The sequence below is a fragment of the Desulfonauticus sp. genome (assembly GCF_055126295.1).
Window position 1 is genome coordinate 1 of record NZ_JBSRHE010000021.1, and the last position, 24,296, is coordinate 24,296.

Consider the following 24,296-nt stretch of genomic DNA (forward strand, 5'->3'; position numbering starts at 1 on the left):
AAGACAATTAGAAGGATATGGCCTTTTGCCATCTGTTGCACTCTAGAAGTGGCTCAAAATTATTGTCCGATTAGGGCTCATTTTAATTGGCCATTAACAGTACTCCAGGGCCTTTTCTACCTGCTTTAAAGGAACCAAGGTGTCTAAACAGGGTCCTTTAGGCCGTTTATTTAAAATACCATACACAGGCAAAGGATATGTATCCTGAATACCACTGGATAAATCTCTTTCACAAGCAACAGCTATTATCATCTTGGGTCTGGTGGTAACTACAATTCTTCTGGCTATAGTCCCTCCAGTAGCAATTGCTATATTGATGCCATATTTTTTATGCAATTTAATAAGACCAGCTAAAGGGCATTTACCGCATTCTTCACAATTATAAATATTATAAGTTAACCTTTTATCACATAAGCTATTTTGCAAACAGTGAGGAAGTAAAAGCAATACCTCTTGAGGTTTATATTTTTTACTGGAACTTAACACCAGTTCATTATTTACTTTAATAAAAGAAGCCCTTACCTTTTGTTTGGAAATGTTAAAAATTCTTCCCACTCCCACCATGAGAGGTAAAAAGAATTTAATGGTTAAACCTCTAATTTTATGGGCAAGGAGAACATTTTTCTTTAATATTATGCTCAGGACCAAGCCCAAAGAGGACCAAATTATTCCTATAAATATCAGTCCCAGCAGACCAGCTAGGACATAAGGAGCTAAAGGATGGATTTGCCGCAATCCCACATAGGGAACCACCCACAATCCCACTAAAAGCAGGCACAACAAAAAAGAAGTCAGAAGAATAAGCCCGATAAAGAGCCGTTTTTTGACCGGAATGGTATCTTGAATCTCTTTATTTAAACTCTGATAGTCATCTTTGCTCATTTTCCAGACACTTGCTTAAAAAACCACAGTAAAAGGCCGTGGCCTCCATTAATTTACCATTGGCAGGCTTTAGCTTTTCCACCAGATAAAAGTTATCCTTACAGGCAAAGGCAATTTTGTTTTCTTTAAACTGTATGCTCCCTGGCACCAGGCTATCCTCCACCTTTTCCCCAATTTGTCCAGGAAAAAGGTCTACTTTAATCTGGCGGCCATCAGCTTTGGTAAAGTAAAAATAAGCTCCAGGCCAGGGGAAAAGGCCCCTTATTTGATTGTGTACCTCCCAAGCAGGACGATTAAAGTCCACCAATCCCTCTTCTTTACTCAGCTTAGGGGCATAGGTAGCCAGGTGTTCTGGCTGGGGAAGAGGAGTAATCTTACCTGCACTCATCTTTTCCAGGGCTTCCACGATAAGTTCTGCCCCCAGCTTAGCCAGATCATCGTGCAGGGTCTTGGCTGTGTCATTAATATCAATGGCCATGGCCCGCTGTAATACAATGGGGCCACTATCCAAGCCCTCTTCCATGAGCATAATGGTTATGCCTGTTACCTTTTCTCCCTGTAAAATAGCGCGTTGAATGGGTGCTGCTCCTCGATATCTGGGCAAAAGGGAAGCATGCACATTTAAAGGCGCAATTTTAGGGATATCTAACACAACCCTGGGTAGAATAAGCCCATAAGCAGCTACCACCAGAAAGTCTGGCTGCAACTTAGCAAGCTTTTCCACTTCTTCTACGGACTTAAAATTTTGAGGTTGGAATAAAGGCAAGCCCTTTTGTAAAGCCAGTTCCTTTACAGGAGAGCATTTTACCTTTCTTCCTCTGCCTGCAGGTTTATCTGGCTGAGTGTAAACTCCCACTATTTGCCCACCATTCCACAAAGAAACTGCTTCTAAAATGGTGGCTGCAAACTCAGGAGTGCCCATAAACACTATTTTTTTCTTTGCTTCAGCCATTTCTGCAGCCTTTTATCGTATAAATTGCGTTTTAAGCGACTAATGCGGTCAATAAACAAAATCCCATCCAGATGGTCTATTTCATGTTGGAGACAAATGGCCAGGAGTTCCTCAGCCTCCAGTTCTATATCCTCTCCTTCCAGATTTTTGGCCTTTACCTTTACTCTGGCTGCCCTTTTTACCCTGGCCCTATAGCCAATGACACTCAGGCACCCCTCTTCACCTTCCACTTCCCCTTCTTTTTCCACAATCTCTGGATTGACCAAAATCATCAAATCTTCTCGTTTCTCTGGTCCAGAGATATCCACTGTAATCAGACGCAAATTTTTTCCCACCTGGGGAGCAGCCAGGCCAATGCCCTTGTTTTCATACATGGTTTCCACCATATCCTGAGCCAGTTTTTTGAGGTCCTCGTCTATTGCCTGCACTGGCTCGGATTTACGGGCCAAAATCTCATTGGGATAAGTAATTATTTTCAAACTCAAGATTTACTCCTCTTTTCTCTCTCTAAGCCTTAAATGTAGCTCTCTTAATTGCCTGGAGCTCACCTCACTGGGCGCATCAGTAAGCAAACAGGTAGCCTTTTGAGTCTTGGGAAAGGCTATTACATCTCGAATGGATTTAGCTCCAGTCATAAGCATAATAATACGGTCAAAACCAAAGGCAATACCACCGTGCGGCGGAGTGCCGTATTTTAAGGCTTCCAGGAGAAAACCAAACTTTTCCTGAGCCTCTTCTGGCTCGATACCCAGTACCTGAAACATCTTTTGTTGCATCTCACTGGTGTGGATACGAATAGAGCCTCCTCCAATTTCATGTCCATTTAACACCAGGTCATAAGCCCTGGCCAAAGCCTTTTCTGGATTTGTCTCCAGTAAAGCCAGGTCTTCCACCTTGGGAGAGGTAAAGGGATGGTGCCTTGCCACCCAGCGTTTTTCTTCTTCATCCCACTCCAAAAGGGGAAAATCCACCACCCAGGTAAAGGCATAGGTGTTTTCAGGAATAAGTTTAAACATTTCGCCCAATTTTAAACGTAAATAACCTAAAGCTGTATTCACAACCTCTTTGGGACCAGCCTGGAAGAAGACAATATCTCCTGGCTTTAGTCCCAAAGCCTGGGTCAAGCCCTGCTTTTCCTCTGCACTTAAAAACTTGGCAATGGGAGACTGCCATTCCTTTTCTTTGATTTTTATCCAGGCCAGGCCCTTGGCTCCGTATATTTTTACGAACTCAGTTAAATCGTCTATCTCCTTTCTGGATAAGGTAGATCCTCCAGGTAAGTTCAAGGCCTTGACCAGTTCTGCACTGCTAAAGAGCTTAAACTCTGAATTTTTCACAATAGAGGTGACATCCTTTAACAGCAAGTCAAAACGCACATCCGGTTTATCCAGGCCATAATCCGCAATAGCCTGAGCAAAAGTCATTCTGGGAAAAGGAGTTTTCACTTCCAGGCCCAACACATCTTTAAACAGAGCAGCAATTAAGCCTTCAGCCATAGTCATTACATCTTCTTCTTCCACAAAGGACATCTCTATATCAATCTGGGTAAACTCAGGTTGTCTATCTGCTCTTAAATCTTCATCCCGAAAACACTTTACAATCTGATAGTAACGATCAAACCCAGCAACCATAAAAAGCTGTTTAAAAAGCTGCGGAGATTGAGGCAAAGCATAAAAATTACCTGGATTTAATCTACTGGGAACCAAAAAATCCCTGGCTCCCTCGGGAGTACTTTTGGTTAAAACAGGTGTTTCCAGCTCTAAAAAGCCCAAGCCAGAGAGGTAATTGCGCACACTCTGGGCTGCTTTACTGCGCAAGACAAGATTCTGGGTCATAAAGGGACGCCGTAAATCTAAATACCTGTACTTCAGACGCAAATTCTCAGATACTTCAGCCCTATCCTCAATTAAAAAAGGTGGAGTTTTAGCTGCATTTAAAATCTTAAACTCCTTTACAACAACTTCTATCTCTCCTGTCTTAAGCTTGGGATTAATCATATCTTTAGGTCTGGGACGCACCAAGCCTTTAATGGCAATGACATCTTCACTTCTAAGCACATGAGCTCTTTCCAGGGCTTCCTGGTTCACCTCAGGGGCAAAAACCACTTGAGTTAAGCCTTCTCTATCCCTTAAATCTATAAAAATAAGTCCGCCATGGTCGCGTCTAAATTGCACCCACCCCATCAAACATACTTCCTGACCATCCTCTTGCAAGGACAACTGCCCACAACTATGAGTTCTTTTCCAGCCTCCCAGGCTATCCAAAGCAACTTGTTTTTTGCGCTCCATTTCTTCTTCTCCCCTTTAAAAAAGTATTCCTAAAGCTTGCTCTATGTCTTCCCAGGCCACGCTCTGTTGAAGGCCTGTTTGTAGGTTTTTTACCTGTACTACTTTTTGGGCCAATTCTTCTTCTCCCAAAATCAAACAGGTTTTGGCTTTTTTCTTGTTGGCCTGCCTTAAATTGGCCTTCACACTCTTAACTTCAAATCCCACTTCTCCTCTATATCCCTTTTGGCGCAACCTCTGAGCCAACTCTATTCCGGCATTAAGGGCCTGCTCCGCAATAATAGCTACAAAAAAGTCCAAAGAGTTTTGTTTTTGGCCTTCCAGGAGTAAAGCAATCCTCTCCATACCACAGGCAAAACCAAGGCCTGGCACATCTGGTCCACCCAGGTTGCGCACCAACCCATCGTAGCGACCACCTCCAGCAATGGCACTTTGTGCACCAATATTGGCATCAAAGGAAACCACCTCAAAGGTGGTACGCTGATAATAGTCCAACCCTCTAACCAAAAAGGGATTGTGCTCCCAGGGAATTTGAGATTGGTTGAGAATAGTTATTACTTGCTCAAAGTGTTTTTTACATTCCTCACAAAGGCAATCCGTGATTTTGGGGGCCTCTCTAACCACTTCCCGACACTTTTCCACCTTGCAATCCAGAACTCGCAAGGGGTTGGTAGTGCGCCTGCGCTGACAATCTGCACACAGGTTTTCCTCTGGCACTTGAGTTAAAAAAGCCACTAACTTTTCCTGGAATTGAGGTCTGCATTCCTTGCAACCCAAAGAATTTACATAAAAGGTCAGGGAATTAAGCCCCAGTTCCTGTAAATAATTAAAAAGCATTAAAATCAACTCTCCATCAGCCTGGGGATGTTCTGGTCCAAACATCTCCACATCAATCTGATGGAATTGGCGCATCCTTCCCTTTTGCGGCCGCTCATAGCGAAACATAGGGCCAAAGGTAAAAAACTTATACACGCCTTCTCTAGAAGCCATTCCACTTTCAATAAAGGCCCTGACCACACCAGCCGTAGCTTCAGGCCGTAAGGTCAAACTTCTGCCCTTGCGATCAGCAAAGGTATACATCTCCTTTTGCACAATATCAGTTTCTCCACCAATGGAGCGAGCAAAAAGCTCTGTCTTTTCCAGAACAGGAATCCTGATTTCCTCATAACCATAAAGAGGAAAAACCTTTCTTGCACTCTCCTCCATAAATACATAAAGATTACTCTCTGGAGGAAATAAATCTGCAAAACCTTTGATCTTATTTATTCTTGCCATTTTCTTTATACTACCCTAATTTAGAAATATTTTTCCAAGCCAGAATTTAGTTCTGTTAGTGCAAAGAGGCCTAGCTTGTCAAAAGTTTAAGGAGGATTTTTTCATGGAGGGCAATTTAAAAGGCATAGCTTTTGTAGGTTATAAAAAATCAGGCAAAACTACTTTAATTTCTCAAGTAATAGAACTGTTTCAAAAAAAAGGCAAAAAAGTAGGAGTGGCCAAGTTTTCCCATCACACCTTTAATCTGGCCAACACAGATACAGGAAAGTTTTTAAAGCAAAAATGTATCAGTATAGGGCTAAATGAAAAAGAAAGTTTTATCAGTTGGCCAGAAAAAAAATACCTGCCTGATTTACTTCCCTTACTCAGCAGCCATATCCTTTTAGTAGAAGGGGGTAAACACCTGACCTGGCTACCCAGAATTATCCTGCCCCAAAAAGAAGAAGACTTACAAAAGTTGGATAATGGCTTAAGCCTTGCCTACTATAGTCCCAAACCCTTTAATTCCCCTTTAAAACATATTGCCAAACCAGAAGAAATTGTTACTTTAATAGAAGAAAAGGGATTTGTTTTGCCTGGCCTTGATTGTGAAGCCTGTGGATTAAAAGGGTGCCTGGAAGCAGGTAAGTTAATTGTCCAGGGTAAAGCCAATATAAGTGTGTGTAAGGCTCTAAAGCAAGACCGCCTGGAAATAAAAGTAAATGGGCACCCCTTAAGCACCAATCCCTTTGTCTGCAAGTTGATTGAAAAGACGCTGCTGGCCATGCTCTCTGAACTAAAAGGCTTTGTGCCTGGAGAAGTTAGTTTAAAACTAAAAACCAAGTAAGGAGCAAACTTGGCTTCCTGGTTCAAAAAAATAAGCAGATGGATGCTGCTTTACATCCTGGTAGGCATTGCTGCCGGATGTATGTCCATCCTTTTCCAGTTCCTATCCACCCGGGGAGTAGAATTTTTCTTTCACTTTTTAGCCGGTTATTTTCCACCCCTACCTGGAGGAGAAGGCCAAAGCCTTACCACTTCCTCTGCGCCCCTGCGTCCCTACTTATTTCTTATCTTGCCCACCTTAGGCGGCCTGTTATGTGGATTCCTGCTCTATTTCTTTTGTCCAGAAGCTGAAGGACACGGTACAGATGCGGTTATTGAAAGCTATCACTTTCAAAATGGTTATATGCGCAAAAGAGTACCTCCTTTAAAAATGCTGGCTTCTCTCTTAACCCTGACTACTGGCGGTTCAGGCGGAAGAGAAGGCCCCATTGCCCAGATTGGAGCGGGCTTTGGCGCCTTTTTGGCTGAAAAGTTGGGTCTGAGCCCAGATGAAAGAAGAGTACTTATCCTGGCTGGCCTGGGAGCAGGCATTGGCAGTATCTTTAAAGCGCCTCTAGCAGGAGCCCTTTTTGCAGCTGAAGTGCTCTACAAGGAATCTGACCTGGAAGCAGAGGCCATCTTACCTGCCAGCATAGCTTCTTTAGTGGCCTTTTCCATTTTTGCCAGCGTATATGGTTTTCAGGGCCTTTTTACTGCTCCTTCTATCCAAATCACCAGGGCAACCCAGTTGCTACCTTTTTTGTTCCTGGCTGTTGTTCTGGCAGGAGTGGGCATTTTCTATGTTTCCACCTTTCACGCTGTACATAACTACTTTAAAAAACTAAATATCCCCAACTACTTTAAACCCGCTCTGGGAGGGCTTTTAACTGGTATTATAGGTTTTTTCTGGCCTCACACTCTAGGTTTTGGCTATGGCTACTTACAGCAAGCTATCAACAACGAATTAACCCTGCTTACCCTTCTAACCCTTGGGCTGGGGAAAATTTTTACCACCTCTTTTACCATCAGCTCTGGGGGAAGTGGCGGAGTCTTTGGTCCTTCCATTGTCATTGGCGGAGCCATAGGCGGGCTGGTGGGCAATTTTTTACACTTTGCCTTTCCCACTTTAAACCTTAGCCCCTCTGCCTTTGTTATTGTGAGTATGGCGGGCTTTTTTGCTGGAGTATCCAACACTCCCATTGCCACCATTATTTTTATCAGCGAACTCACTGGCTCTTATGAGCTACTTATTCCCAGTCTTTTAGTCTGCTCTCTTACTTATATCTTAATGCACAAATGGACCATCTACTCCAGGCAAGTAGCCAATAAATTTAGCTCTCCAGCTCATAAGGGAGAATTATTCCTGGATATAATGCAAGAATACAAGGTAAAGGAACTCATAAATGAATTTAAAAAACCAATCATAGTTTCACCCAGAATGACCTTGCAAAAGTTTAAAACCCTTATCTGTAAAACTAAAAGAAACTATTTCTGCCTGGTAGAAAACAACACCTTAAAAGGAATAATAGACTTAAGAGATATTAGGCCCTTTCTCTATGACCAAAATATAAATGATTTAATTGTAATGGACGATTTAGCGCTTAAAAATTTTATCTATACTCACCTTGAAGAAGATTTAGCCTCAGTATTTAAAAAATTTGGACAAAAAAACATAGAAGAAATACCTGTTGTAAAAGATGAACCTGGCTTATATCTTGTAGGAATGCTTTCCAGAAAAAGCTTAATCCTCTTCTACAATCAAAAGATAAATGCCCTGAAAAACAACTCCTCCTATTCTTCTTCAGCCACAGCACGCAAATAATCTCCATATTCATTTTTGGCGTACTTTTCTGCCCAAAAAAGTAATTTTTCTTTATCAATAAAACCCTTGCGATAGGCAATTTCTTCTAAACAACCTATTTTAAAACCCTGTCTTTCCTGAATAGCCTGAATAAAGCTGCTGGCCTGGTGCAGGGAAGCATGCGTGCCTGCATCCAGCCAGGCATAACCTCTGCCCAAAAGTTTGACCACCAATTGGCCTTTGGACAAATAGGCATTATTTACATCAGTGATTTCCAGCTCTCCCCGCCAGGAAGGCTTAATCTGTTTGGCTATTTCTACGACCTGGTTGTCGTAAAAATAAATTCCTGGGACTGCGTATTTGGATTTGGGTTGTTTGGGCTTTTCCTCTATTCCCAGCACCCTCCCCTTTTTATCAAAGTTCACCACTCCATAGCGACTGGGATTTTTAACTGGATAACCAAAAATAATCCCCCCTTTAGAAAGGTTTACGCATTCAGCCAGGACCTTGGACAGTCCTTCTCCATAGAGAATATTATCCCCCAGGACCAGACAAACACTATCTTCACCAATAAATTCTTCGCCCAGAATAAAGGCCTGAGCCAGCCCTTCTGGCCTAGGTTGTACCACATAGCTAAATTTAACGCCCAACATCTGCCCATCGCCCAGAAGCTGTTCAAACCTGGGCAAATCTTGAGGAGTGGAAATAATTAAAATTTCCCGAATGCCAGCCAGAAAAAGAATGGATAGCGGGTAATAAATCATGGGCTTGTCATATACTGGCAACAACTGCTTGCTCACACTCAAAGTCAAAGGATAAAGCCTGGTCCCTGAGCCACCAGCCAAAACTATTCCTTTCATAATTAACACTCCCTTTTTTCTTAGTAAGTTAAGCTGGATTTAATTAGAACTGCCTTTCCAGCTAACAATCTTCTACCTAAATGTAACTTTGCACAATATATACCAAAGACAACTACCCCTGGCCTTCTGCCCGGCCTTATTTTTATTTTTTATTTTTCTCTGCTTGCCTGAGGAAGTCGTCCTTCCAGGACCTTTTATCCTCTATGGGCTCTACATGAATGGTAGTTTCACTTTCAGGAAACGCCTTGCGAATCTCTTCTTCCAGTTCACAACAGATATCATGGGCCTGTTGCACACTGGTTTTTCCATCCAGAAGTAAGTGAAAGTCAATAAACCTTTTTTTCCCTGATTTGCGGGTTCTCAAGTTGTGTAAGGTAAGTTCAACAGAATGATTTTTCACTATCTTTTCAATTTGCTCCTGTTCTTCTTGAGGTAAGGCCCTATCTAAAAGTCCCCAAAAGGATTTTTGAGTAAGTTCATAACCAGTACGCAAAATTTGCAGGGCTACCAGAAGGGCTAGCAAAGGGTCCACGACCTTTAACTGAGGCCAAAAATAAACAATGCCCACTCCCAAAGACACTCCCAGGGTGGTAATCACGTCTGTAAGTAAGTGCTTGGCATCTGCTTCTAAGACAATAGAGTTATAGCGCCTGGCCCCTCTTAACAGAATCCAGGCCACTATTGCATTTACCACAGCACTAAGCAGGACCAAAAACACTCCCCAATCCAGAGAGTTGAGTTCCTGGGGATGCAAAAACCTCTTAAAGGCGGCATAAAAAATACCCCCAGAGGCCACTAAAATAAGTCCGCCTTCCAAGCCACTGGCAAAGTATTCTACCTTATTATAGCCATAGGTGTGTTTCTTATCTGCTGGCCTTTCAGCCAAACTCAAGGCCATATAGGCCACACAACTGGCAATGAGGTTAATAAAAGACTCCAAAGCATCTGAGAATATGCCTACAGAATTACTTACATAAGCAGCACCTAGTTTTAAACCAATAGTTATAAGGGAAGCTAAAATGGAAATTAAAATAATTTTTTTAGGCAAAACTAAACCCCTAAAAAAGCTTTACACTTTCTTGGAACTAATGCTATTTTTTTTGCATGTCAAAGAAGTGGATAAACAAAAAAATTCCAGAATTTGTACGGGATATCTTAAGGGACTTTTGTCTCATTAGTTGTGAACTGGAAAAAGAGTTTAACTTTTTTGAACAAGAAAAGCGGGTCCATTTTTCTTTTTTTCAAGAACTGGTGGGAGAGGAAATGAGCAAAGGGCCTTTATGGAGACTCAAAGACATGGTTCACATCCTCTCCAAAAATGAAAAAAAAGCGCCTCTTTTAGCGCAACTTATTGACTGGAGTTTAGGCTATATTTTCCACGAATCCATGAAGCTAAAAGAAGATGCCTATCAACAAAACCGTTACCGCCCCTGGTTTGAAGAAATTCAGGCCCAAAAAGAACTTCCCCCTCAAATTAAGCTCACAGTAAAAGAACTTTATCAAGTGTTGAAACAGACTTCAGAATCCATAGAAAGAGAGATAAAAAGAATTAAATTCCTCCAATTTCACTTACGCAACCTTTTTCTGCTTTATTTGCCTCATCATCGGGACAATGAACTCCTGGCCCGTTTCTTCTTTGCCCAGAGTGAACTGGTGAAAAGAGTCTTTAAACCCTCTCACCATAAACTCCTGGAAGCAATTTATCAGCCAGATATTGCTCAAATGTATTTTCTGGCTGCCAAAAGTTTACGCAAGGGTGGATGGTTGGAAGAAGCCCAAAAGGCTGTGGAAGAAGGATTAAAAATTTCTCCTCAGCACAAAGTTGGGTTGCAAGAAGCAAAAAATGTTGCTATAGAGCTTCGAAGATTAAAGTCGTAACCAGTTTTTTAGCATAAAAAAGGAGGCAAGAAATGAAAAAATTATTGATTTTGGCTGCCTTGGGCCTAAGCCTTTTGGCCTTTGGATGTGCCAAAAAAGAGGTGAAGAGTGAACCAGTTGCTCCTAAACAAGAGCAAACCCAGACCACTCAATCTGAGGTAGTAGAAGAAAAGGTAACAGAAGAAGTAGTTGCTCCTTCTCCCATGGAGCTCTATGAACAAAACTATGCCAAATTACCTACCTCTCACAAGGTGGTAAAAGGTGAATGTCTGTGGTGGATTGCTGAGTACAAAGATATTTATAACGATCCTTTTATGTGGCCTTTGATTTACAAAGCCAATAGAGACCAAATCAAAAATCCTGACTTAATTTACCCCAATCAGGTTTTTGCTATCCCCAGAGACTTTTCTTTAGATGAACTAAAAGAAAGCAGAAAAATGGCTGGGGCTCCCAGACCCTATTTGCCACCTCAAACAGCCAATATCCCAGCAAAGCTAAGACAGGAGCTGGGGTGGAGCTTCTAAAGTTAGACTAAAAGGAACAGAGCTAAAACCCCAGCCATTTTGGTTGGGGTTTTTTATTTTAGAATAAAAGGGAGGGAAGATGAAAAGCAAACTTATACACAGTAATCCTGTGAAACGCGATTACCAGTTGCACAACGAAAAGGAACCCAATCTTTTTAGAGAAATATTTCCTTATCGCAAAGTCAGTAGGACCTATTTTGATGACTCTTTTGTAATCCCCAGGCCACCAGAGGATTTCTTTATCACAGATACTACCTTTAGGGATGGACAACAGGCAAGACCTCCCTATACTCCTGCCCAGATTCTTAAAATCTACGACCTCTTACACAAACTGGGTGGTTATTCAGGGCTAATTCGACAATGTGAATTTTTCCTTTATTCTGAAAAGGACCGAAAGGCTGTAGAGCTTTGCCGGGAACGAGGATATCGCTATCCAGAAATAACTGCCTGGATTAGGGCCAAGGAAGAAGACCTGAAACTGGTAAAACAGATGAAAATCAGAGAAACAGGAATGCTCACTTCTGTTTCTGATTATCACATTTATTTAAAGTTAAAAAAAGACCGCAAGCAAGCCCTGGAAGACTACCTGAAAATAGTGGAAAAGGCCCTGGAGCTAAACATCATCCCCCGCTGCCACTTTGAGGACATCACCAGGGCAGACATCTATGGCTTTTGCATTCCCTTTGCCCAGAAACTTATGCGCCTGGCAGAAGAAAGTGGCCTGCCGGTAAAAATCAGGCTCTGTGATACTCTGGGTATGGGAGTACCCTATCCGGGAGCAGCTTTACCTAGAGCTGTACCCAAATTAATCAGAACCTTTACTGATGAAGCAGGCGTTCCCAGCCAGTGGCTGGAGTGGCATGGCCACAATGACTTTCACAAAGGCTTTATCAATGGAGTTACAGCCTGGCTTTATGGTTGTGCTGCTGTAAATGGTTCCCTTTTCGGATTTGGGGAAAGGACAGGCAATACTCCGATAGAAGCCCTAGCCATTGAATATATTTCACTCACTGGTAATGACGATGCAGCCTTGCTACCCACAATCACAGAAATAGCCAGATACTTCCAAAAGGAACTGGGAATGAACATTCCTCCCAATTATCCCTTTGCTGGTCGGGATTTTAATGCCACCAGTGCTGGCATCCACATTGATGGTTTGATGAAAAACGAAGAAATCTACAATATTTTTGACACCAACCTGCTTTTAGATAGACCCATTCCCATTATCATCACAGACAAGGCTGGAAAGGCCGGGGTCGCCTACTGGATAAACCACAACCTGGACCTACCTCCAGACAAACAGGTGGACAAAAGGCACCCTGCAGTGCAAAAAATATACAACAAGATTATGCAAGCCTATGAAAAGGGAAGGACTACCAATTTTTCCCATGAAGAAATGGAAAAATTGGTTAAACGTTTTATGCCCGAACTCTTTCCCTCCCAATTTGACCATCTTAAAATTCTGGCTCACAATATCTCTGCCAAAATCATTACTAACCTGTCCCAAGAAAAGGATATCTCTTCTCTAGATGTACAACTGGTAGAACCTCTTTTAAGCCACTTTTTAGATGAATATCCTTTTATTCAGTACATTTATCTTACAGACAACAAAGGTAAACTCCTTACCTTTAAGGTTAGTGACCCCAAGTACCTGAAAAACTACGAACAAATGCCTATAGGTACTGACCTATCCAATAGAGAGTGGTTTATTGTGCCTATGCAAAGTGGCAAGTTACACATTACTGATTTTTATCGTTCCATGTTTACAGGGAAACTTTGCTTAACCGTATCCATACCCATCTTTGACGAAAAAGATGAAATTAAGGCAATTTTAGGAGCCGACATTAGATTTGAAGAACTTTTAAAAATGCAAGAAGAATTGGATGAAGACTAACTGGGTTAAACTGCTCCAAAAGACCTGGTTTAAACTGGGAATTATTTTTATCTTGCTTTTTGGGGCCAGTTCCAGCCTATTTTACTGGCTGGAACCTGGCCTTCGAGCAAAAAAAGACTTTTTTCTCGCCCTTTGGTGGAGTGTAGTTACTGTCACTACTGTTGGTTATGGCGATATTGTCCCCAGTACTCTGGCTGGTAAAATACTGGGAATTGTAGTAATGCTTACTGGCATTGGTTTTGTTTCTATCTTGACAGGAAATCTGGCTTCCTTTTTAATAGAAAAAAGAATACAAAAACGTAAGGGATTAGCCAAAGTGAAATTAGTTAACCATCTAGCTATTTTAAACTGGAACGAACAGGGAATAAATATCATCAAAAAAAGCTCCTTACCTACTTTAATTGTAGCACCTCTGGAAGAAGAACACTTTGAACAAATAAAAACAGAAACCGAAAAAGAAATCTACTATCTAAATGGCCTGGCTAAAAGAGAAAATTTTTTAAAACAAGCCAACCTTCAGGAAGCAAAAACCATTATTATCTTACTGCCAGAAGAAGAAAAAGACCCTGACCAGGAGGTGCTTTACACCTTACTTACAGCCAGAGAATTGGCACCTCAAGTACCCATTTTTGTAGAAATAAAAGAGAGCAAAAACAAGCCACACTTACTCAAAGCTGGAGCTGATCAGGTAATAGTGCGCTCTGAAGCTACCAGTTTACTTTTGGGACAGGCCAGTTTCTCGCCTTTTATCTTTTCCTTTTTTCAAAAACTGCTTTCTGCTTCTCCCAATCTGCTTCAATTAAGGCCCTTGACCTCTGAAGAAAAGGAATTCACCTGGGAAGAACTTTGTACTCACAATCCGCAGGTCATACCTGTTGCTCTATGCAAAGAAAAAGCTTCTATTTCTCTGAAAGATATTTTAGATGAAAACTCCTCTCTGGATAAATTTATTCAAGAATTATTTAATGCTTCGGGCCTGGAAGACAGATTTGACTCCCTGGAGCCAGAAGTGTGTTTATTGCCACCCAGGGATACTGTTTTAAAAAATTTTGATGCCTTAATTTACTTAAAAAATGCTTAACCTAAAAAACATTCCCCTTTTTGCTGACTTGCAAGAAAAACAACTGGAAAAGTTGCAAAATATAGTAGAAGTTGTGGAAGTAGAAGAATCTACTTTCATCCTCAAAGAAGGAAGTGTAGGACAGGATTTTTTTATTTTAGTGCAAGGAAAGGTCAAAATAGTAAAACAAATGCTGGCAGAAGAAGTGGCTTCTAAATTAACCTTTCTTACAGAAAACAAAAAAACTCTGGCTATTTTGGAAGGGAAAGACTATCCCCTGCTAGGAGAAATGGCCTTAATAGACGCAGACAGACGCTCTGCCAATGTAATTGCCTTAACCCAATGTACATTACTAAAAATTACTCAACAAGATTTTTTAAAGCTTGCTCAAGAAGACCCTCTTCTGGCTTTCAAAATTTTACTTAAAATAAGTCAAAGTATCAGCCAAAAGTTGCGTCTGGCCAATAAAAATATTACCAAGTTGACAACAGCGTTAGCGTTATTACTCCAACAAAAAACTACTAAATAAGGGAGGTCTTATGAACAAAAAAAATCTACTCTTGGGAATTTTGCTTGCTTTTTTTATTCTTAGTGGCTGTGCCAGCAAGCAAAAAGAGCCAGAAGTTGCTCCCAGCGCACCTCAACCTGTAACCACCAACACCCAGGATTCTTTACATTCCTATTATGACTTTGATGACATTCCAGTACCCACTGATATGAAACTCGTTCCTAAAAAGTCCATTCTCTTTGAATCTGCGGCTATTAAAGCTGGAGTAGTTAGCTTTGAAGGTAGAGTGGATGCGGTTTCTCTTTTTGACTTTTATGTAAACACCATGCCTCAAGAAAACTGGACCCTTCGTTCCTATTTTAAGTATGGCCAATACATTTTAGTATTTGAAAAACCCAACAAAGATTGCATCATTCACATTCAAGACGGTTCCTTTACCACAGAAATGCAAGTCTGGGTAACTCCTCGCATTATCTCTGAAAGCACACCCAACACTTTAGGACCTAAAGCGGAGTAATTGGTGTTTGTATTTGAGCATTACTACGGACAAAAGGTACATCTTGGCGTTACAGGCAGTATTGCAGCCTATAAGAGTTTAAATTTACTACGCCTACTGCTAAAATCCAACCTGCAAGTAGGCGTAACCTTAACCCGGGCTGGAGAAAAGTTTATACCTGCCCTAAACTTCAAGGCCCTGGGAGCAGAGCCTGTATTTACTGAACAGGACCATTTCAGGCAGGATTTTCCCCATCTCTATCCCCAGCACAGTAATGCTTTTTTAATCTGTCCCTGCACAGCCAACACCTTAAATAAAATAGCCCAGGGCTTAGCGGACAACTTGCTAACCACCCAGGTGCTGGCCTTTTCCCAGAGGGTTCTATTGGCACCAGCCATGAATCCCCAAATGTGGTCCAATCCCTTAACCCAGGCAAACTTAACCAAGTTAAAGAAACATAATTTTATCCTTATTGAACCAGAAGAAGGGGAAGTAGCCTGTAAAGACAGGGGAAAGGGACGCCTGGCCAGGGAAGAAACTATTTATTACCATCTTCTTAAAAGTTTAACTCCCCAGGACCTTAAAGGAAAAAAAGTACTGGTCACAGCAGGACCTACGAGAGAATACTTTGATTTGGTTCGTTTCTGGTCCAATCCTTCTTCTGGAAAAACAGGCCTAGCCATTGCTTTAGCTGCCTGGCTAAGAGGAGCAGAAGTCTATCTGGTTCACGGCCCCATAAATATAGACCTGGATTTACTGCCAGAGTTTACTCTTCTACCTATCACCACAGCAAAACAAATGGCTGAAAAAGTCCTGGACCTCTGGCCCCAGATGGACATGGGTATTTTTAGTGCAGCTGTGTGCGATTTTCGCCCCCCTTATCTGGGAGAGACCAAGCTAAAAAAGGAACAACAAAAAAAACTTGTCCTGGAGTTTGAAACCAATCCAGACATCTTAGCTACTGTAGGTCAGAAAAAAACTTCCACTCAAAAACTGGCAGGCTTTGCTTTGGAAAGCCAGGATGTCTTGGAGAAAGCAAAATCCAAGCTGATAAACAAGAATTTAGACCTTATTCTGGCCAACAAAGTGGGAAAACACTCTCCCTTTGGGGAAGAAAAAAATGAAATCATTCTCCTGGATAAAAAGGGAAGAGAAGAGCATTGGCCCCTTCTACCCAAAACCGAAATAGCTTGGCGCTTATGGGATATTCTCCTTTCCACCTAGAAGACTCTTTAAAAACCAGGATATTAAATCGCCTTGGTTTAAAGTGGTTTTTAAAACCTAAAACAACTAACTCCCTTGCTGTTAAAAAAAATACTGCTCTCACTCCCCTCCAAATTTTATCTTCTTTTCCTCCAGAATTAAAACAAAAACTTTTAGCTAAAAGATATCTCAGTTATAGCCTCTGGATTTATAAAGACTACCTTCTAGACCTACAGACAAAAACCAATAATCCTCGCAAAATACTGGTGAAAAAAATATTTAACGCTGCTCACGACCAACTAAACTGGCCGTCTAAACAAATAACTTTTTGGCCCCTCTTTTATCCTCTTCAGGGAAAATATGTCTGTAATCTGGAACTCTTTGAATTTGGCCTAAAAAAAATCCAGCCTACCTATATTTTTTGCTTTGGCCAAGAGTGTTTTAAGTGTTTATTACCTCAAGAGGACTTTGCCTATAACCAGATTTTTGAATATAAAAAAAGTCTCCTTATAGCTTTACCAGACTTTAATGATTTGCTACCTGATAATAGAGAACTAAAAAAAATCGTCTGGGAGGCTCTCAAGCGTTATGTCCCGCGTCAAATTTAAAATCTTCCTTTTTACTCTATCCCTTCTTTTTTATCTAACTTTCACCTCCTTGAGCCTGGCCCAAAATATTTTTCTTTTGCCTCTAAAGGGGCCTGTTACCCCTGTCCTGGAACAGATTTTAGAACAAGGGCTTAAAAAGGCTTCTCAGGAAAAGGCAACCCTGGTTGTAATTACCTTAGATACTCCAGGCGGTCTTCTCTCTTCCACCCGCAACCTGGTCCAGCAAATACTCAATTACCCCTTACCTCTAGTAGTCTATGTCTACCCTCAAGGTGCCCATGCTGCTTCTGCTGGAGTGTTTTTGGTAGCCAGTGCAGATATGGCAGCAATGGCTCCCAACACCACCCTGGGCTCAGCTACTCCTATTTTTCTTCAATCAGAAAAACAAAACTCCATCTTACAAAAAAAGGTCGAAGAAGACGCCTTAAGCCTTTTAAAGTCTCTTTGTCTAAAGAATAAACGCAATTTTGCATTTTACAAAAGCTTTATCACTGAGGCTACAAGTATTGAAGCTGGAGAAGCAGTTTTAAATAAGGTGGTAGATTTTCTGGCCGTTTCTGTAGAAGACCTCTTGGAACAAATAAAACAAAGAAAACCACGCTTAAAAGGACAAGAAATAAACATTTCCAGCAACTACAACCTTATCCCCTACCGTCCTTCTCCTCTTTTAATTTTTTTAAGCTATATTCTTCACCCGCAAATAGCCTACCTTCTCTTTTTAGGAGGCCTTCTGGGCTTATTTTTTGAACTTTCCCACCCAGGGACAATTTTTCCTGGAGTAGTGGGTAGTTTGGCTTTGGTTTTAGGGCTTTATGCCCTTTCGCTTTTACCCATCAACTTAGCAGGCATTTTACTTATCCTTCTAGGAATTGTCTTTTTTATCCTGGAGCTTAAAATTACTAGCTATGGTTTACTGAGTGTAGCCGGGCTTATTGCTCTCTTTTTAGGTTCTTACTTTTTTTACGAGCCCACCAACTCCTTTTTTATCTGGAGTATAAAAAGTTTTCTGCCAGGCTTTTTAACCTTATCCTTTTTTCTGGTCTTACTGGTGTTTTTGCTCACCCGTTCTTTACTAAAAAAGCCACATAACCCCATTCCCTTACATAGCGAAGGAGAGGTTATCTCCTGGCAAAAGGGACAAGGGCAAATTAAAGTAAGAGGAGAAATCTGGCAGACCCAGAGTACTGAGCCCCTGCAAAAAGGACAAAAAGTAAAAGTTGTAGGCCATAAAGGATTAACCTTAAACATAACTCCCCTAAAGGAGGACGAAAAATGATCTCCTTAAGTTTTCCCCTGTTACTTATTATCTTTTTTCTTTTTGCGTCCCTTAGAGTGTTAAATGAATATGAACGCGGAGTAATTTTCCGCCTGGGTAGAGTGCTCGAACCTAAAGGGCCTGGCTTGATAATCGTTATTCCTGTTATCGATAAGCTGGTAAAAGTGGATTTGCGAATAGTGACTCTGGACGTACCCCACCAGGATGTGATTACAAAAGATAATGTTTCCATTAAAGTAAATGCCGTAGTTTATTATAGAGTAGTGGATCCTAAAAAGGTAATCTTAGAGGTGGAAAACTTTAACTTTGCCACTTCTCAGCTAGCCCAGACCACTTTGCGCAGTGTTTGTGGTTCAGTGGAGCTGGATGAACTTCTGGCTCATAGAGATAAAATCAATTCTATAATTCAAGGTATTTTAGACGAACATACTGATGCCTGGGGCATAAAAGTAACCAGTGTGGAGCTGAAATATATCGACCTACCTCAAGAAATGCAAAGAGCCATGGCCAAGCAGGCTGAAGCAGAAAGGGAAAGAAGGGCCAAGATTATAAATGCTGAAGGAGAATTCCAAGCTGCCCAAAAACTGGCTGAAGCAGCCAAGATAATAGGCTCTCAACCCCAGGCCTTACAATTGCGCTATTTACAAACCATGCGTGAAATGGCTGCAGAAGGTAGAACAACTACTGTCTTTCCCATACCTTTAGATTTTTTGACTTTATTAAAAGATAAAAATTGACTCTAAAATCTATTTTTAATAGTTTTAATCTATGTTAAAATTAAAAGGTAAACCTGTTTATAGAAAGTTAAAAACTTTTTTTATCTTCATGGAGAGGTTAATCCTCTCCTTAAAAAGAGAAGATTTTAGTGGAACTATATATTTAAATTTTCCTCAAAAAGAAGGATATTTTTTTATTCTGGAAGGAGACATTGTTGGCGGAGTTTTAGAAAATGAGGGGAAAAGACTAAGTGGCTCTAAAGCAGTGCAAACCCTTCTGGAACTGGCCCAAAAAGAAGAAGGATTGCTCTGGGTTGACGCTTTTCCCTATAAAATAATTAGCATCTTAAGCACTATCTTCTCTATCCCCTGTAATACCATCTACCAGCATCTATCTTCAGAATTTAGCCACCTGGGAATGCTTTTATCCAAACTCAAAAACAAAAATTTTAGTGGATATATTGAAGTAAACTACCAGGATAGTGCAAGGCAAGAATTGGTCATCTTAAACCAGGGCCAAATAAAACATATCTTTTCTTTGCTTCCTGACCCATCTACAAATCACATCAACATAGTAAACAATGACTTAAAAATCGTAAAGGAAAGTCAGGAAAAAAAGGCTTTCTTCAATGTCTATGAGCTTACTTAACAAAAAACTTTAACCCACCTACAGCCAAACAGGTCATGGCTATTATCTTAAAAACTACATGAATGGTATAACTGAGCAAAAAGTTATAACTGGTAGCCAAAAACAAAGCCAAATCAGAAACAAAAAGAAAACCAATAGTAGCAATAATCAAATTAATAACACTTTCTATAATACCGCCCTTATACTTTTTTCTGGCATATAAAAAAACTATTATCATTACCAGGTAAATCGTCAGGGCCAGAGCAATTAACATTACAATTTGAGTTATATCTGATACTTGAACCATATTACCTCCTAGCAGAATCTTTTTACTATTACATCCAAAACCCTTAACAACTTTTCCTTAGTCTCTGTTTGAAGATAAAATTTTTCTATATCTGTTTTGGTTTTAGCTATGTCTTCAACTATACCTTTAACCAGCCAATTACCCAGAAAGCGTTCTCCTTCTTCTAAAAAATAAAGATAAACTTCCTGAAAAATATCTACAAAAACATACCTGTCTTCTTCATCAGGAAAATATTGAATAAAGCTTTTTAAAAACCTAGGAAGTTCTATTTTATCCTTAACCAGAGAAGCTTGAATAATTTTTTGATATTCTACTGGCATTTTTTCAAACTATTTTCCAGTAAATCAGTTATCTTGGTACCAACTTGCTTAAATAAGCCCTGATAAATAATATCAAAAATAAAAATCAAAGACTCCAAAGACTTGGACAAGCCTGCAAACTCTTCATCCTGATACTCTACTACTTCCTTTGTCCTTCTAATCCAACCCTGTTCTAAAAAGTAGTACAAAATATTGATAACAGAAGTTTCATCTCCACCACTAAAGTTTATAATCTGTTCAATATTTCTTTTTCCATCAATAAGAGAAAAGATAAATCTTTCATTGGCGTTTAATTTGCCAAGTATATTTAACCTTTCTTCTTCAATATAAGGAGAAAATTTAAAAATAACCTTGTTATCTGGAATGAGCTCTTTAAATTTACTAAAGGTAAGCTTACGCCTGGCAGCAAGGACCAAAAGGTCTAAGGGGTCATGGCGTATTTCACTTTTCCCTATTTCCCAGTCAGTAAAAAAATAGCTCCCTTTTTGCCAGTTCAAGACCTCACTTACTATTTCTTGAACCTGTAAACTGAGAATGTCTTTTAAAGTCTCCCTGGAAATTATTCTTTTCTCTACCAAAAAAGTTCCAAGCCTTTTATTTTCTTCTTTGGCTTTGAGTACGATGTTTTCCAGTTGTTGAAGAGAAATATCCTTTTGTTTAAGTAAAAAATTACCCAATCTACTCTCTGTTTTAGAACTATTGGCAAAAACCACATATCCTTTTTTGAAAAAGAGCCTGCAGGAATGTTCTTTGTCCTTAATCACTGCCATTCCAGTAAGAAGGTTGGAAGAAATGGTATAAAAGAAATAAACCACAGGAAGAATATCTATTTTGCTGCCAAAAAATATGGTCTTTGAATTTTTTAAAGGAACTGGCTCATCATAGTGTTTTCTAGAAGCAGCTATCCACTCTTCCAGGGCTCGCTCGTAGTTTTGCTCCCAATAAAAATCCATTCCCCTTTCTAAGTGATTAAAAAAGTCATTCTCAGGAAATTTTTCTTTAGTTAAAACTTCTAATTGCTCTTTCATACCTTTCTTTTACCCTCTAAAAAAATAAAAGGCAAGATATTAGAAAATATATCTTCTTAAATTGTTTTTAGCACAAAGGTTAAATTCCTTGAGCGTTGTTACAGCAATAAATCCTCTCCTTCTCGGAGAGGTGAGAGTATAAACAAATTTACACTTAACCTAATAAAGAGAAAAAGACTAGAAAAAGAAAAAACTATTTTAACTTTATCCAGATACAACCTGCACATTGCCAAAGCTATTTTTTTGCTTTAAAAAATTCTTATGGGGGCGTAGCTCAGCTGGGAGAGCGCAGGCATCGCAAGTCTGAAGTCGGGGGTTCAAGTCCCCTCGCCTCCACCAGAAAAAAAACTTTTCTCTGAAGTCATTCTATGGACTGGTGGATGATGTTTAGAGTGGTGTTCTTCCCTTATCCCTAAGAGTTTAAAACTGATTTGATTGATATTTTGACCATACTTCCTGACATAGTATAGCTAATTCTTCAGGCCCCCCTAACAACATAAGATTCAGATTATACCACTATAAAATAAACTCGTTTAACTGTCGCCTAAAAATTTCCCAATTAGGCATATACCTAGTCATTATTTCTTTAAATCTTTTGTTGTGTTTGCTTTCTAGAAAGTGCACCAGTTCGTGAAGTATTACATATTCCAGATGTTTTTGTGGCTTTTTTATAAGTTCTAAATTTATCCAAATTCTTTTAGCTAAAGGATTGCAGCTACCCCATTTGGTTTTCATTTTTTTTATCTTGACTTCAGTTGCTTTCATACCTATTCTATTTTCCCACTTTGGAACCAATAGGTTCAATTCTTTTTTGAGCTCCCGCCTTAACCATTTTTCGTAATATTTCTCTCTTTGTTCGCGTGTGTAATCCTTCGGAACATAAAAATAAATGTATTTTTTATTTTTTATCTCGACTTTCGGTCTATTTGCTGATTCTAACCGCAAAATATACCTCTTCCCCTTAAAATAATGACTTTCACCAGACACATATTTTCTTAGTGTTTGGCGTTCTTGATTCTTGAATGATTCCCTATGTTTTTTTATCCATTGATATTTTTTAATTACTAATAAACGAACTGCTTCATCTGAGACATTTTGAGGTACAGATACTCTTACTTTTCCATCTGGAGGCAGAACATTTAAATGATAATTCTTAATGTTTTTTTTATAAACTATCACATCAATGTCTTTTACTCTTAAAACCTTATTAGTAATCATAGCTTTCTAATACTCTTCTTGTTTTTTTACAATCTTAAAAATCTTATCCACAAGAGATTCACTTTCTCTATCATCATAACCATATTTTTCTGATTTTTCTTTAACTCCCAAAGGAGATAGTTCATTCAACACTTTTGCTATTGTATACTTTATTTGCCTTTCTTTAATCTTATTACCTCTCCAGTCATCTTTCTTAACCATTCTGATAGCTTCATCAATTTTATTAGTAACTTCTTCTATACTAAATATTATACCTTTTAAGTTATCATATATTGCTCTCTTTGCCATACTAGATCTTATACTAGAAGGATATTGCTCAGCGTTATCTTCCATATTTATCAATTGTTTGGTAAGCTTCTCTATCTGTCTTAAATACTCTTCATAGTTTATTACCTCTTTTTTACGTTGTTCTATGAGTATCTTTAAAATCTTAGACATGTTATCATAATAGGCTGGGTTTACTTCTCTTTTATCTATGAGTAATTTTCTTATGTTATTTTCTATTGTTTCAGCGATCGCTTCTTTATTTCTACCTATTTCTTTTGGTAGATTTTCTATAGTATTTTTAATCCCATCTAAAGCAATAAGTTCCAGTAATGACCTATCTTCAAAGGAAGCCAAAACTCTGCTCTCTTCTGCCTGAATATAGGAATCTATAAGATATCTCATGGCAGGATCAAACAATTTAAAATCTACATAATCACCACTCATTAGTTTCAAACTATCTCTTATAGCGGTGTATTTTTTCACTTTTTCCTTTATTTCTTCCTGCTCTTTTTCGGAATAGCCAGCCTCATCTAGTTCATTGGCTATATTGGTATACGCTCTAACTAATGAGGATACACTTTTGTAAAATTCAACTCGTAACTGTTGTTTTTCTTCAGAGTTATCACCAATGAAATATTCACCATATTCATTTATGCTTTTTGGAAAAGGGACACCTTCTGTTAAGAGTTCAATTTTTTCGAGTGCTTCATCAAGTTTTTTCTTTGCCTCCATAATCCTATCTTTAAGCAAACCATCTACATCTACCTGGTCAAATTCTGCGAATGCTCCAGATGTGTAATCCTTAATAGCACTTTCCAGGCTATTGAATAGGTCTTGATAATCAATAATATAACCGTATTCTTTGGTAAGATCGTCGTCTTTGTCTTTATCATCCAAACGATTTACACGGCAAATAGCCTGAAACAGTCCATGGTCTCTCATTTTTTTGTCAATGTACAGGTAGGTGGCACTTGGTGCATCAAACCCTGTCAGTAGCCTATCCACCACGATAAGAAGCTTCATCTGTCCTGGTTCTTCTATAAACTTTTTCTTAACTTCTTTTTCAAACTTATCAATCCAGTAGTCTTTAACTGCTTCGTCTTCGGATATATTAAAGAAATCGGCAATCATTTTTCTGTATACTTCGTATTTTCTTATGTTCTCGGCTTCTCCTTCTTCGCCTGTTTCTTCTCCTTTAATGCTTGTTATACTTGGACGGTACGATGTTATTATTGCGACCTTATCAAACCCCTTTGAGCGGAAAAGCTCGTAATATTTGCAAGCTTCGTAAATACTGCCTGCTACAAGCATGGCATTGCCCCTGCCGGTAGCCAGCCTTGGCTTGGTTTCAAAGTCAAAGATTATATCTGCTACTATTTTTTCCATTCTGCTCTGTGAGCTGTATAGCTTCTTTAACGTGCCCCAGCGCTTTTTTAGCTGTGCCTTTGCAATGTCGGATAGACCTTTGGTTTTGACCTCAAACCATTTATCTATTTTATCCTCAGA

25 protein-coding genes and 1 tRNA gene are annotated in these 24,296 nt (G+C 39.6%); 14 read left to right on the forward strand and 12 right to left on the reverse strand.

What is annotated here, in order from left to right; genetic code table 11:
- Positions 1-93: 93 nt before the first annotated feature.
- Genes ACTCIM_RS10350 through hisS form a run of 5 tightly spaced genes read right to left on the reverse strand, consistent with a single transcriptional unit; the run spans position 94 to position 5,394 of the window.
- Positions 94-882 (reverse strand): DUF116 domain-containing protein, encoded by a 789-nt coding sequence (locus tag ACTCIM_RS10350; protein WP_472315471.1) that lies wholly within the window; start codon positions 880-882, stop codon positions 94-96.
- Positions 869-1,834: a methionyl-tRNA formyltransferase gene (fmt, locus tag ACTCIM_RS10355; protein WP_472315472.1), complete on the reverse strand. Its 966-nt coding sequence runs from the start codon at positions 1,832-1,834 to the stop codon at positions 869-871. Before fmt ends, ACTCIM_RS10350 begins: the two co-directional genes overlap by 14 nt.
- Positions 1,810-2,319: a peptide deformylase gene (gene def / locus ACTCIM_RS10360; protein WP_472315474.1), complete on the reverse strand. Its 510-nt coding sequence runs from the start codon at positions 2,317-2,319 to the stop codon at positions 1,810-1,812. The genes fmt and def overlap by 25 nt, the downstream gene beginning before the upstream one ends.
- A gap of 3 nt (positions 2,320-2,322) precedes the next feature.
- Entirely contained in the window at positions 2,323-4,122 is a 1,800-nt protein-coding gene (gene aspS, locus ACTCIM_RS10365) for an aspartate--tRNA ligase (RefSeq protein WP_464278706.1), read from the reverse strand.
- Between the two features lie 15 nt (positions 4,123-4,137).
- On the reverse strand, positions 4,138-5,394 hold the full coding sequence (hisS, locus tag ACTCIM_RS10370; protein ID WP_472315476.1) for a histidine--tRNA ligase: 1,257 nt from the start codon (positions 5,392-5,394) through the stop codon (positions 4,138-4,140).
- A 103-nt stretch (positions 5,395-5,497) separates the two neighbouring features.
- On the opposite strand from hisS, the gene ACTCIM_RS10375 reads away from it, so the two are divergent.
- Positions 5,498-6,220 carry a molybdopterin-guanine dinucleotide biosynthesis protein MobB gene (locus tag ACTCIM_RS10375; RefSeq protein WP_472315478.1) on the forward strand — a complete coding sequence of 241 codons (723 nt, stop codon included), beginning with the start codon at positions 5,498-5,500 and terminating at the stop codon, positions 6,218-6,220.
- Positions 6,221-6,229: 9 nt separating this feature from the next.
- Positions 6,230-8,020, forward strand: coding sequence for a chloride channel protein (locus ACTCIM_RS10380; RefSeq protein ID WP_472315480.1), 1,791 nt, complete (start codon positions 6,230-6,232; stop codon positions 8,018-8,020).
- Here the strand turns inward: ACTCIM_RS10380 and rfbA are convergent.
- A complete protein-coding gene (rfbA, locus tag ACTCIM_RS10385; protein WP_029967489.1) occupies positions 7,990-8,859 on the reverse strand; it encodes a glucose-1-phosphate thymidylyltransferase RfbA in 870 nt (289 codons plus the stop codon). The two genes, ACTCIM_RS10380 and rfbA, sit on opposite strands and share 31 nt — an antisense overlap.
- A gap of 142 nt (positions 8,860-9,001) precedes the next feature.
- A complete protein-coding gene (locus tag ACTCIM_RS10390) occupies positions 9,002-9,907 on the reverse strand; it encodes a cation diffusion facilitator family transporter (RefSeq protein ID WP_464278709.1) in 906 nt (301 codons plus the stop codon).
- Between the two features lie 56 nt (positions 9,908-9,963).
- Here ACTCIM_RS10390 and ACTCIM_RS10395 point away from each other — a divergent pair, with 56 nt between their 5' ends.
- From ACTCIM_RS10395 to ACTCIM_RS10445, 11 genes are all read left to right on the forward strand, one after another.
- Positions 9,964-10,737: a hypothetical protein gene (locus tag ACTCIM_RS10395; RefSeq protein WP_472315482.1), complete on the forward strand. Its 774-nt coding sequence runs from the start codon at positions 9,964-9,966 to the stop codon at positions 10,735-10,737.
- Positions 10,738-10,769: 32 nt separating this feature from the next.
- On the forward strand, positions 10,770-11,261 hold the full coding sequence (locus ACTCIM_RS10400; protein ID WP_029967483.1) for a LysM peptidoglycan-binding domain-containing protein: 492 nt from the start codon (positions 10,770-10,772) through the stop codon (positions 11,259-11,261).
- 79 nt (positions 11,262-11,340) lie between these two features.
- Positions 11,341-13,155 carry a triose-phosphate isomerase gene (locus tag ACTCIM_RS10405; RefSeq protein WP_472315484.1) on the forward strand — a complete coding sequence of 605 codons (1,815 nt, stop codon included), beginning with the start codon at positions 11,341-11,343 and terminating at the stop codon, positions 13,153-13,155.
- Positions 13,145-14,236: an ion channel gene (locus ACTCIM_RS10410; RefSeq protein ID WP_472315486.1), complete on the forward strand. Its 1,092-nt coding sequence runs from the start codon at positions 13,145-13,147 to the stop codon at positions 14,234-14,236. The genes ACTCIM_RS10405 and ACTCIM_RS10410 overlap by 11 nt, the downstream gene beginning before the upstream one ends.
- A complete protein-coding gene (locus ACTCIM_RS10415; RefSeq protein ID WP_029967479.1) occupies positions 14,229-14,744 on the forward strand; it encodes a cyclic nucleotide-binding domain-containing protein in 516 nt (171 codons plus the stop codon). The genes ACTCIM_RS10410 and ACTCIM_RS10415 overlap by 8 nt, the downstream gene beginning before the upstream one ends.
- Before the next feature lie 10 nt (positions 14,745-14,754).
- Positions 14,755-15,240: a hypothetical protein gene (locus ACTCIM_RS10420; RefSeq protein ID WP_464278716.1), complete on the forward strand. Its 486-nt coding sequence runs from the start codon at positions 14,755-14,757 to the stop codon at positions 15,238-15,240.
- Between the two features lie 3 nt (positions 15,241-15,243).
- A complete protein-coding gene (coaBC, locus tag ACTCIM_RS10425) occupies positions 15,244-16,443 on the forward strand; it encodes a bifunctional phosphopantothenoylcysteine decarboxylase/phosphopantothenate--cysteine ligase CoaBC (RefSeq protein WP_472315488.1) in 1,200 nt (399 codons plus the stop codon).
- Positions 16,419-17,030: a hypothetical protein gene (locus ACTCIM_RS10430; protein WP_472315490.1), complete on the forward strand. Its 612-nt coding sequence runs from the start codon at positions 16,419-16,421 to the stop codon at positions 17,028-17,030. Before coaBC ends, ACTCIM_RS10430 begins: the two co-directional genes overlap by 25 nt.
- On the forward strand, positions 17,011-18,306 hold the full coding sequence (locus ACTCIM_RS10435) for an NfeD family protein (protein ID WP_472315492.1): 1,296 nt from the start codon (positions 17,011-17,013) through the stop codon (positions 18,304-18,306). Before ACTCIM_RS10430 ends, ACTCIM_RS10435 begins: the two co-directional genes overlap by 20 nt.
- Entirely contained in the window at positions 18,303-19,043 is a 741-nt protein-coding gene (locus tag ACTCIM_RS10440; RefSeq protein ID WP_464278721.1) for a slipin family protein, read from the forward strand. The genes ACTCIM_RS10435 and ACTCIM_RS10440 overlap by 4 nt, the downstream gene beginning before the upstream one ends.
- Before the next feature lie 31 nt (positions 19,044-19,074).
- A complete protein-coding gene (locus tag ACTCIM_RS10445) occupies positions 19,075-19,671 on the forward strand; it encodes a hypothetical protein (RefSeq protein WP_464278722.1) in 597 nt (198 codons plus the stop codon).
- Here ACTCIM_RS10445 and ACTCIM_RS10450 read toward each other — a convergent pair.
- The 3 genes from ACTCIM_RS10450 to ACTCIM_RS10460 are packed head-to-tail and all read right to left on the reverse strand — an operon-like array spanning position 19,664 to position 21,305.
- Positions 19,664-19,957: a hypothetical protein gene (locus ACTCIM_RS10450; RefSeq protein WP_464278723.1), complete on the reverse strand. Its 294-nt coding sequence runs from the start codon at positions 19,955-19,957 to the stop codon at positions 19,664-19,666. The genes ACTCIM_RS10445 and ACTCIM_RS10450 overlap by 8 nt on opposite strands.
- A gap of 8 nt (positions 19,958-19,965) precedes the next feature.
- Positions 19,966-20,277, reverse strand: a complete 312-nt coding sequence (locus ACTCIM_RS10455; RefSeq protein ID WP_472315494.1) for a hypothetical protein — start codon at positions 20,275-20,277, stop codon at positions 19,966-19,968.
- On the reverse strand, positions 20,268-21,305 hold the full coding sequence (locus ACTCIM_RS10460) for a DUF4388 domain-containing protein (protein ID WP_472315496.1): 1,038 nt from the start codon (positions 21,303-21,305) through the stop codon (positions 20,268-20,270). Before ACTCIM_RS10460 ends, ACTCIM_RS10455 begins: the two co-directional genes overlap by 10 nt.
- Positions 21,306-21,568: 263 nt before the next feature.
- Between ACTCIM_RS10460 and ACTCIM_RS10465 the strand changes: the two genes are divergently transcribed.
- Positions 21,569-21,644: transfer RNA gene (locus ACTCIM_RS10465), tRNA-Ala, on the forward strand.
- 177 nt (positions 21,645-21,821) lie between these two features.
- Here the strand turns inward: ACTCIM_RS10465 and ACTCIM_RS10470 are convergent.
- Positions 21,822-22,523 (reverse strand): M48 family metallopeptidase, encoded by a 702-nt coding sequence (locus tag ACTCIM_RS10470; RefSeq protein ID WP_472315498.1) that lies wholly within the window; start codon positions 22,521-22,523, stop codon positions 21,822-21,824.
- Between the two features lie 6 nt (positions 22,524-22,529).
- A partial coding sequence (locus ACTCIM_RS10475; RefSeq protein ID WP_472315500.1) for a type I restriction enzyme subunit R domain-containing protein occupies positions 22,530-24,296 on the reverse strand: 1,767 nt, incomplete at its 5' end.

Bases quoted from the DNA above. Each gene is read 5' to 3' on its own strand.
- ACTCIM_RS10350 (WP_472315471.1), bottom strand. From the start codon at position 882: ATGAGCAAAGATGACTATCAGAGTTTAAATAAAGAGATTCAAGATACC.
- fmt (WP_472315472.1), bottom strand. From the start codon at position 1,834: ATGGCTGAAGCAAAGAAAAAAATAGTGTTTATGGGCACTCCTGAGTTT.
- aspS (WP_464278706.1), bottom strand. From the start codon at position 4,122: ATGGAGCGCAAAAAACAAGTTGCTTTGGATAGCCTGGGAGGCTGGAAA.
- hisS (WP_472315476.1), bottom strand. From the start codon at position 5,394: ATGGCAAGAATAAATAAGATCAAAGGTTTTGCAGATTTATTTCCTCCA.
- ACTCIM_RS10375 (WP_472315478.1), top strand. From the start codon at position 5,498: ATGGAGGGCAATTTAAAAGGCATAGCTTTTGTAGGTTATAAAAAATCA.
- rfbA (WP_029967489.1), bottom strand. From the start codon at position 8,859: ATGAAAGGAATAGTTTTGGCTGGTGGCTCAGGGACCAGGCTTTATCCT.
- ACTCIM_RS10395 (WP_472315482.1), top strand. From the start codon at position 9,964: ATGTCAAAGAAGTGGATAAACAAAAAAATTCCAGAATTTGTACGGGAT.
- ACTCIM_RS10400 (WP_029967483.1), top strand. From the start codon at position 10,770: ATGAAAAAATTATTGATTTTGGCTGCCTTGGGCCTAAGCCTTTTGGCC.
- ACTCIM_RS10405 (WP_472315484.1), top strand. From the start codon at position 11,341: ATGAAAAGCAAACTTATACACAGTAATCCTGTGAAACGCGATTACCAG.
- ACTCIM_RS10410 (WP_472315486.1), top strand. From the start codon at position 13,145: ATGAAGACTAACTGGGTTAAACTGCTCCAAAAGACCTGGTTTAAACTG.
- ACTCIM_RS10415 (WP_029967479.1), top strand. From the start codon at position 14,229: ATGCTTAACCTAAAAAACATTCCCCTTTTTGCTGACTTGCAAGAAAAA.
- ACTCIM_RS10420 (WP_464278716.1), top strand. From the start codon at position 14,755: ATGAACAAAAAAAATCTACTCTTGGGAATTTTGCTTGCTTTTTTTATT.
- ACTCIM_RS10430 (WP_472315490.1), top strand. From the start codon at position 16,419: ATGGGATATTCTCCTTTCCACCTAGAAGACTCTTTAAAAACCAGGATA.
- ACTCIM_RS10435 (WP_472315492.1), top strand. From the start codon at position 17,011: ATGTCCCGCGTCAAATTTAAAATCTTCCTTTTTACTCTATCCCTTCTT.
- ACTCIM_RS10440 (WP_464278721.1), top strand. From the start codon at position 18,303: ATGATCTCCTTAAGTTTTCCCCTGTTACTTATTATCTTTTTTCTTTTT.
- ACTCIM_RS10445 (WP_464278722.1), top strand. From the start codon at position 19,075: ATGTTAAAATTAAAAGGTAAACCTGTTTATAGAAAGTTAAAAACTTTT.
- ACTCIM_RS10450 (WP_464278723.1), bottom strand. From the start codon at position 19,957: ATGGTTCAAGTATCAGATATAACTCAAATTGTAATGTTAATTGCTCTG.
- ACTCIM_RS10455 (WP_472315494.1), bottom strand. From the start codon at position 20,277: ATGCCAGTAGAATATCAAAAAATTATTCAAGCTTCTCTGGTTAAGGAT.
- ACTCIM_RS10460 (WP_472315496.1), bottom strand. From the start codon at position 21,305: ATGAAAGAGCAATTAGAAGTTTTAACTAAAGAAAAATTTCCTGAGAAT.
- ACTCIM_RS10470 (WP_472315498.1), bottom strand. From the start codon at position 22,523: ATGATTACTAATAAGGTTTTAAGAGTAAAAGACATTGATGTGATAGTT.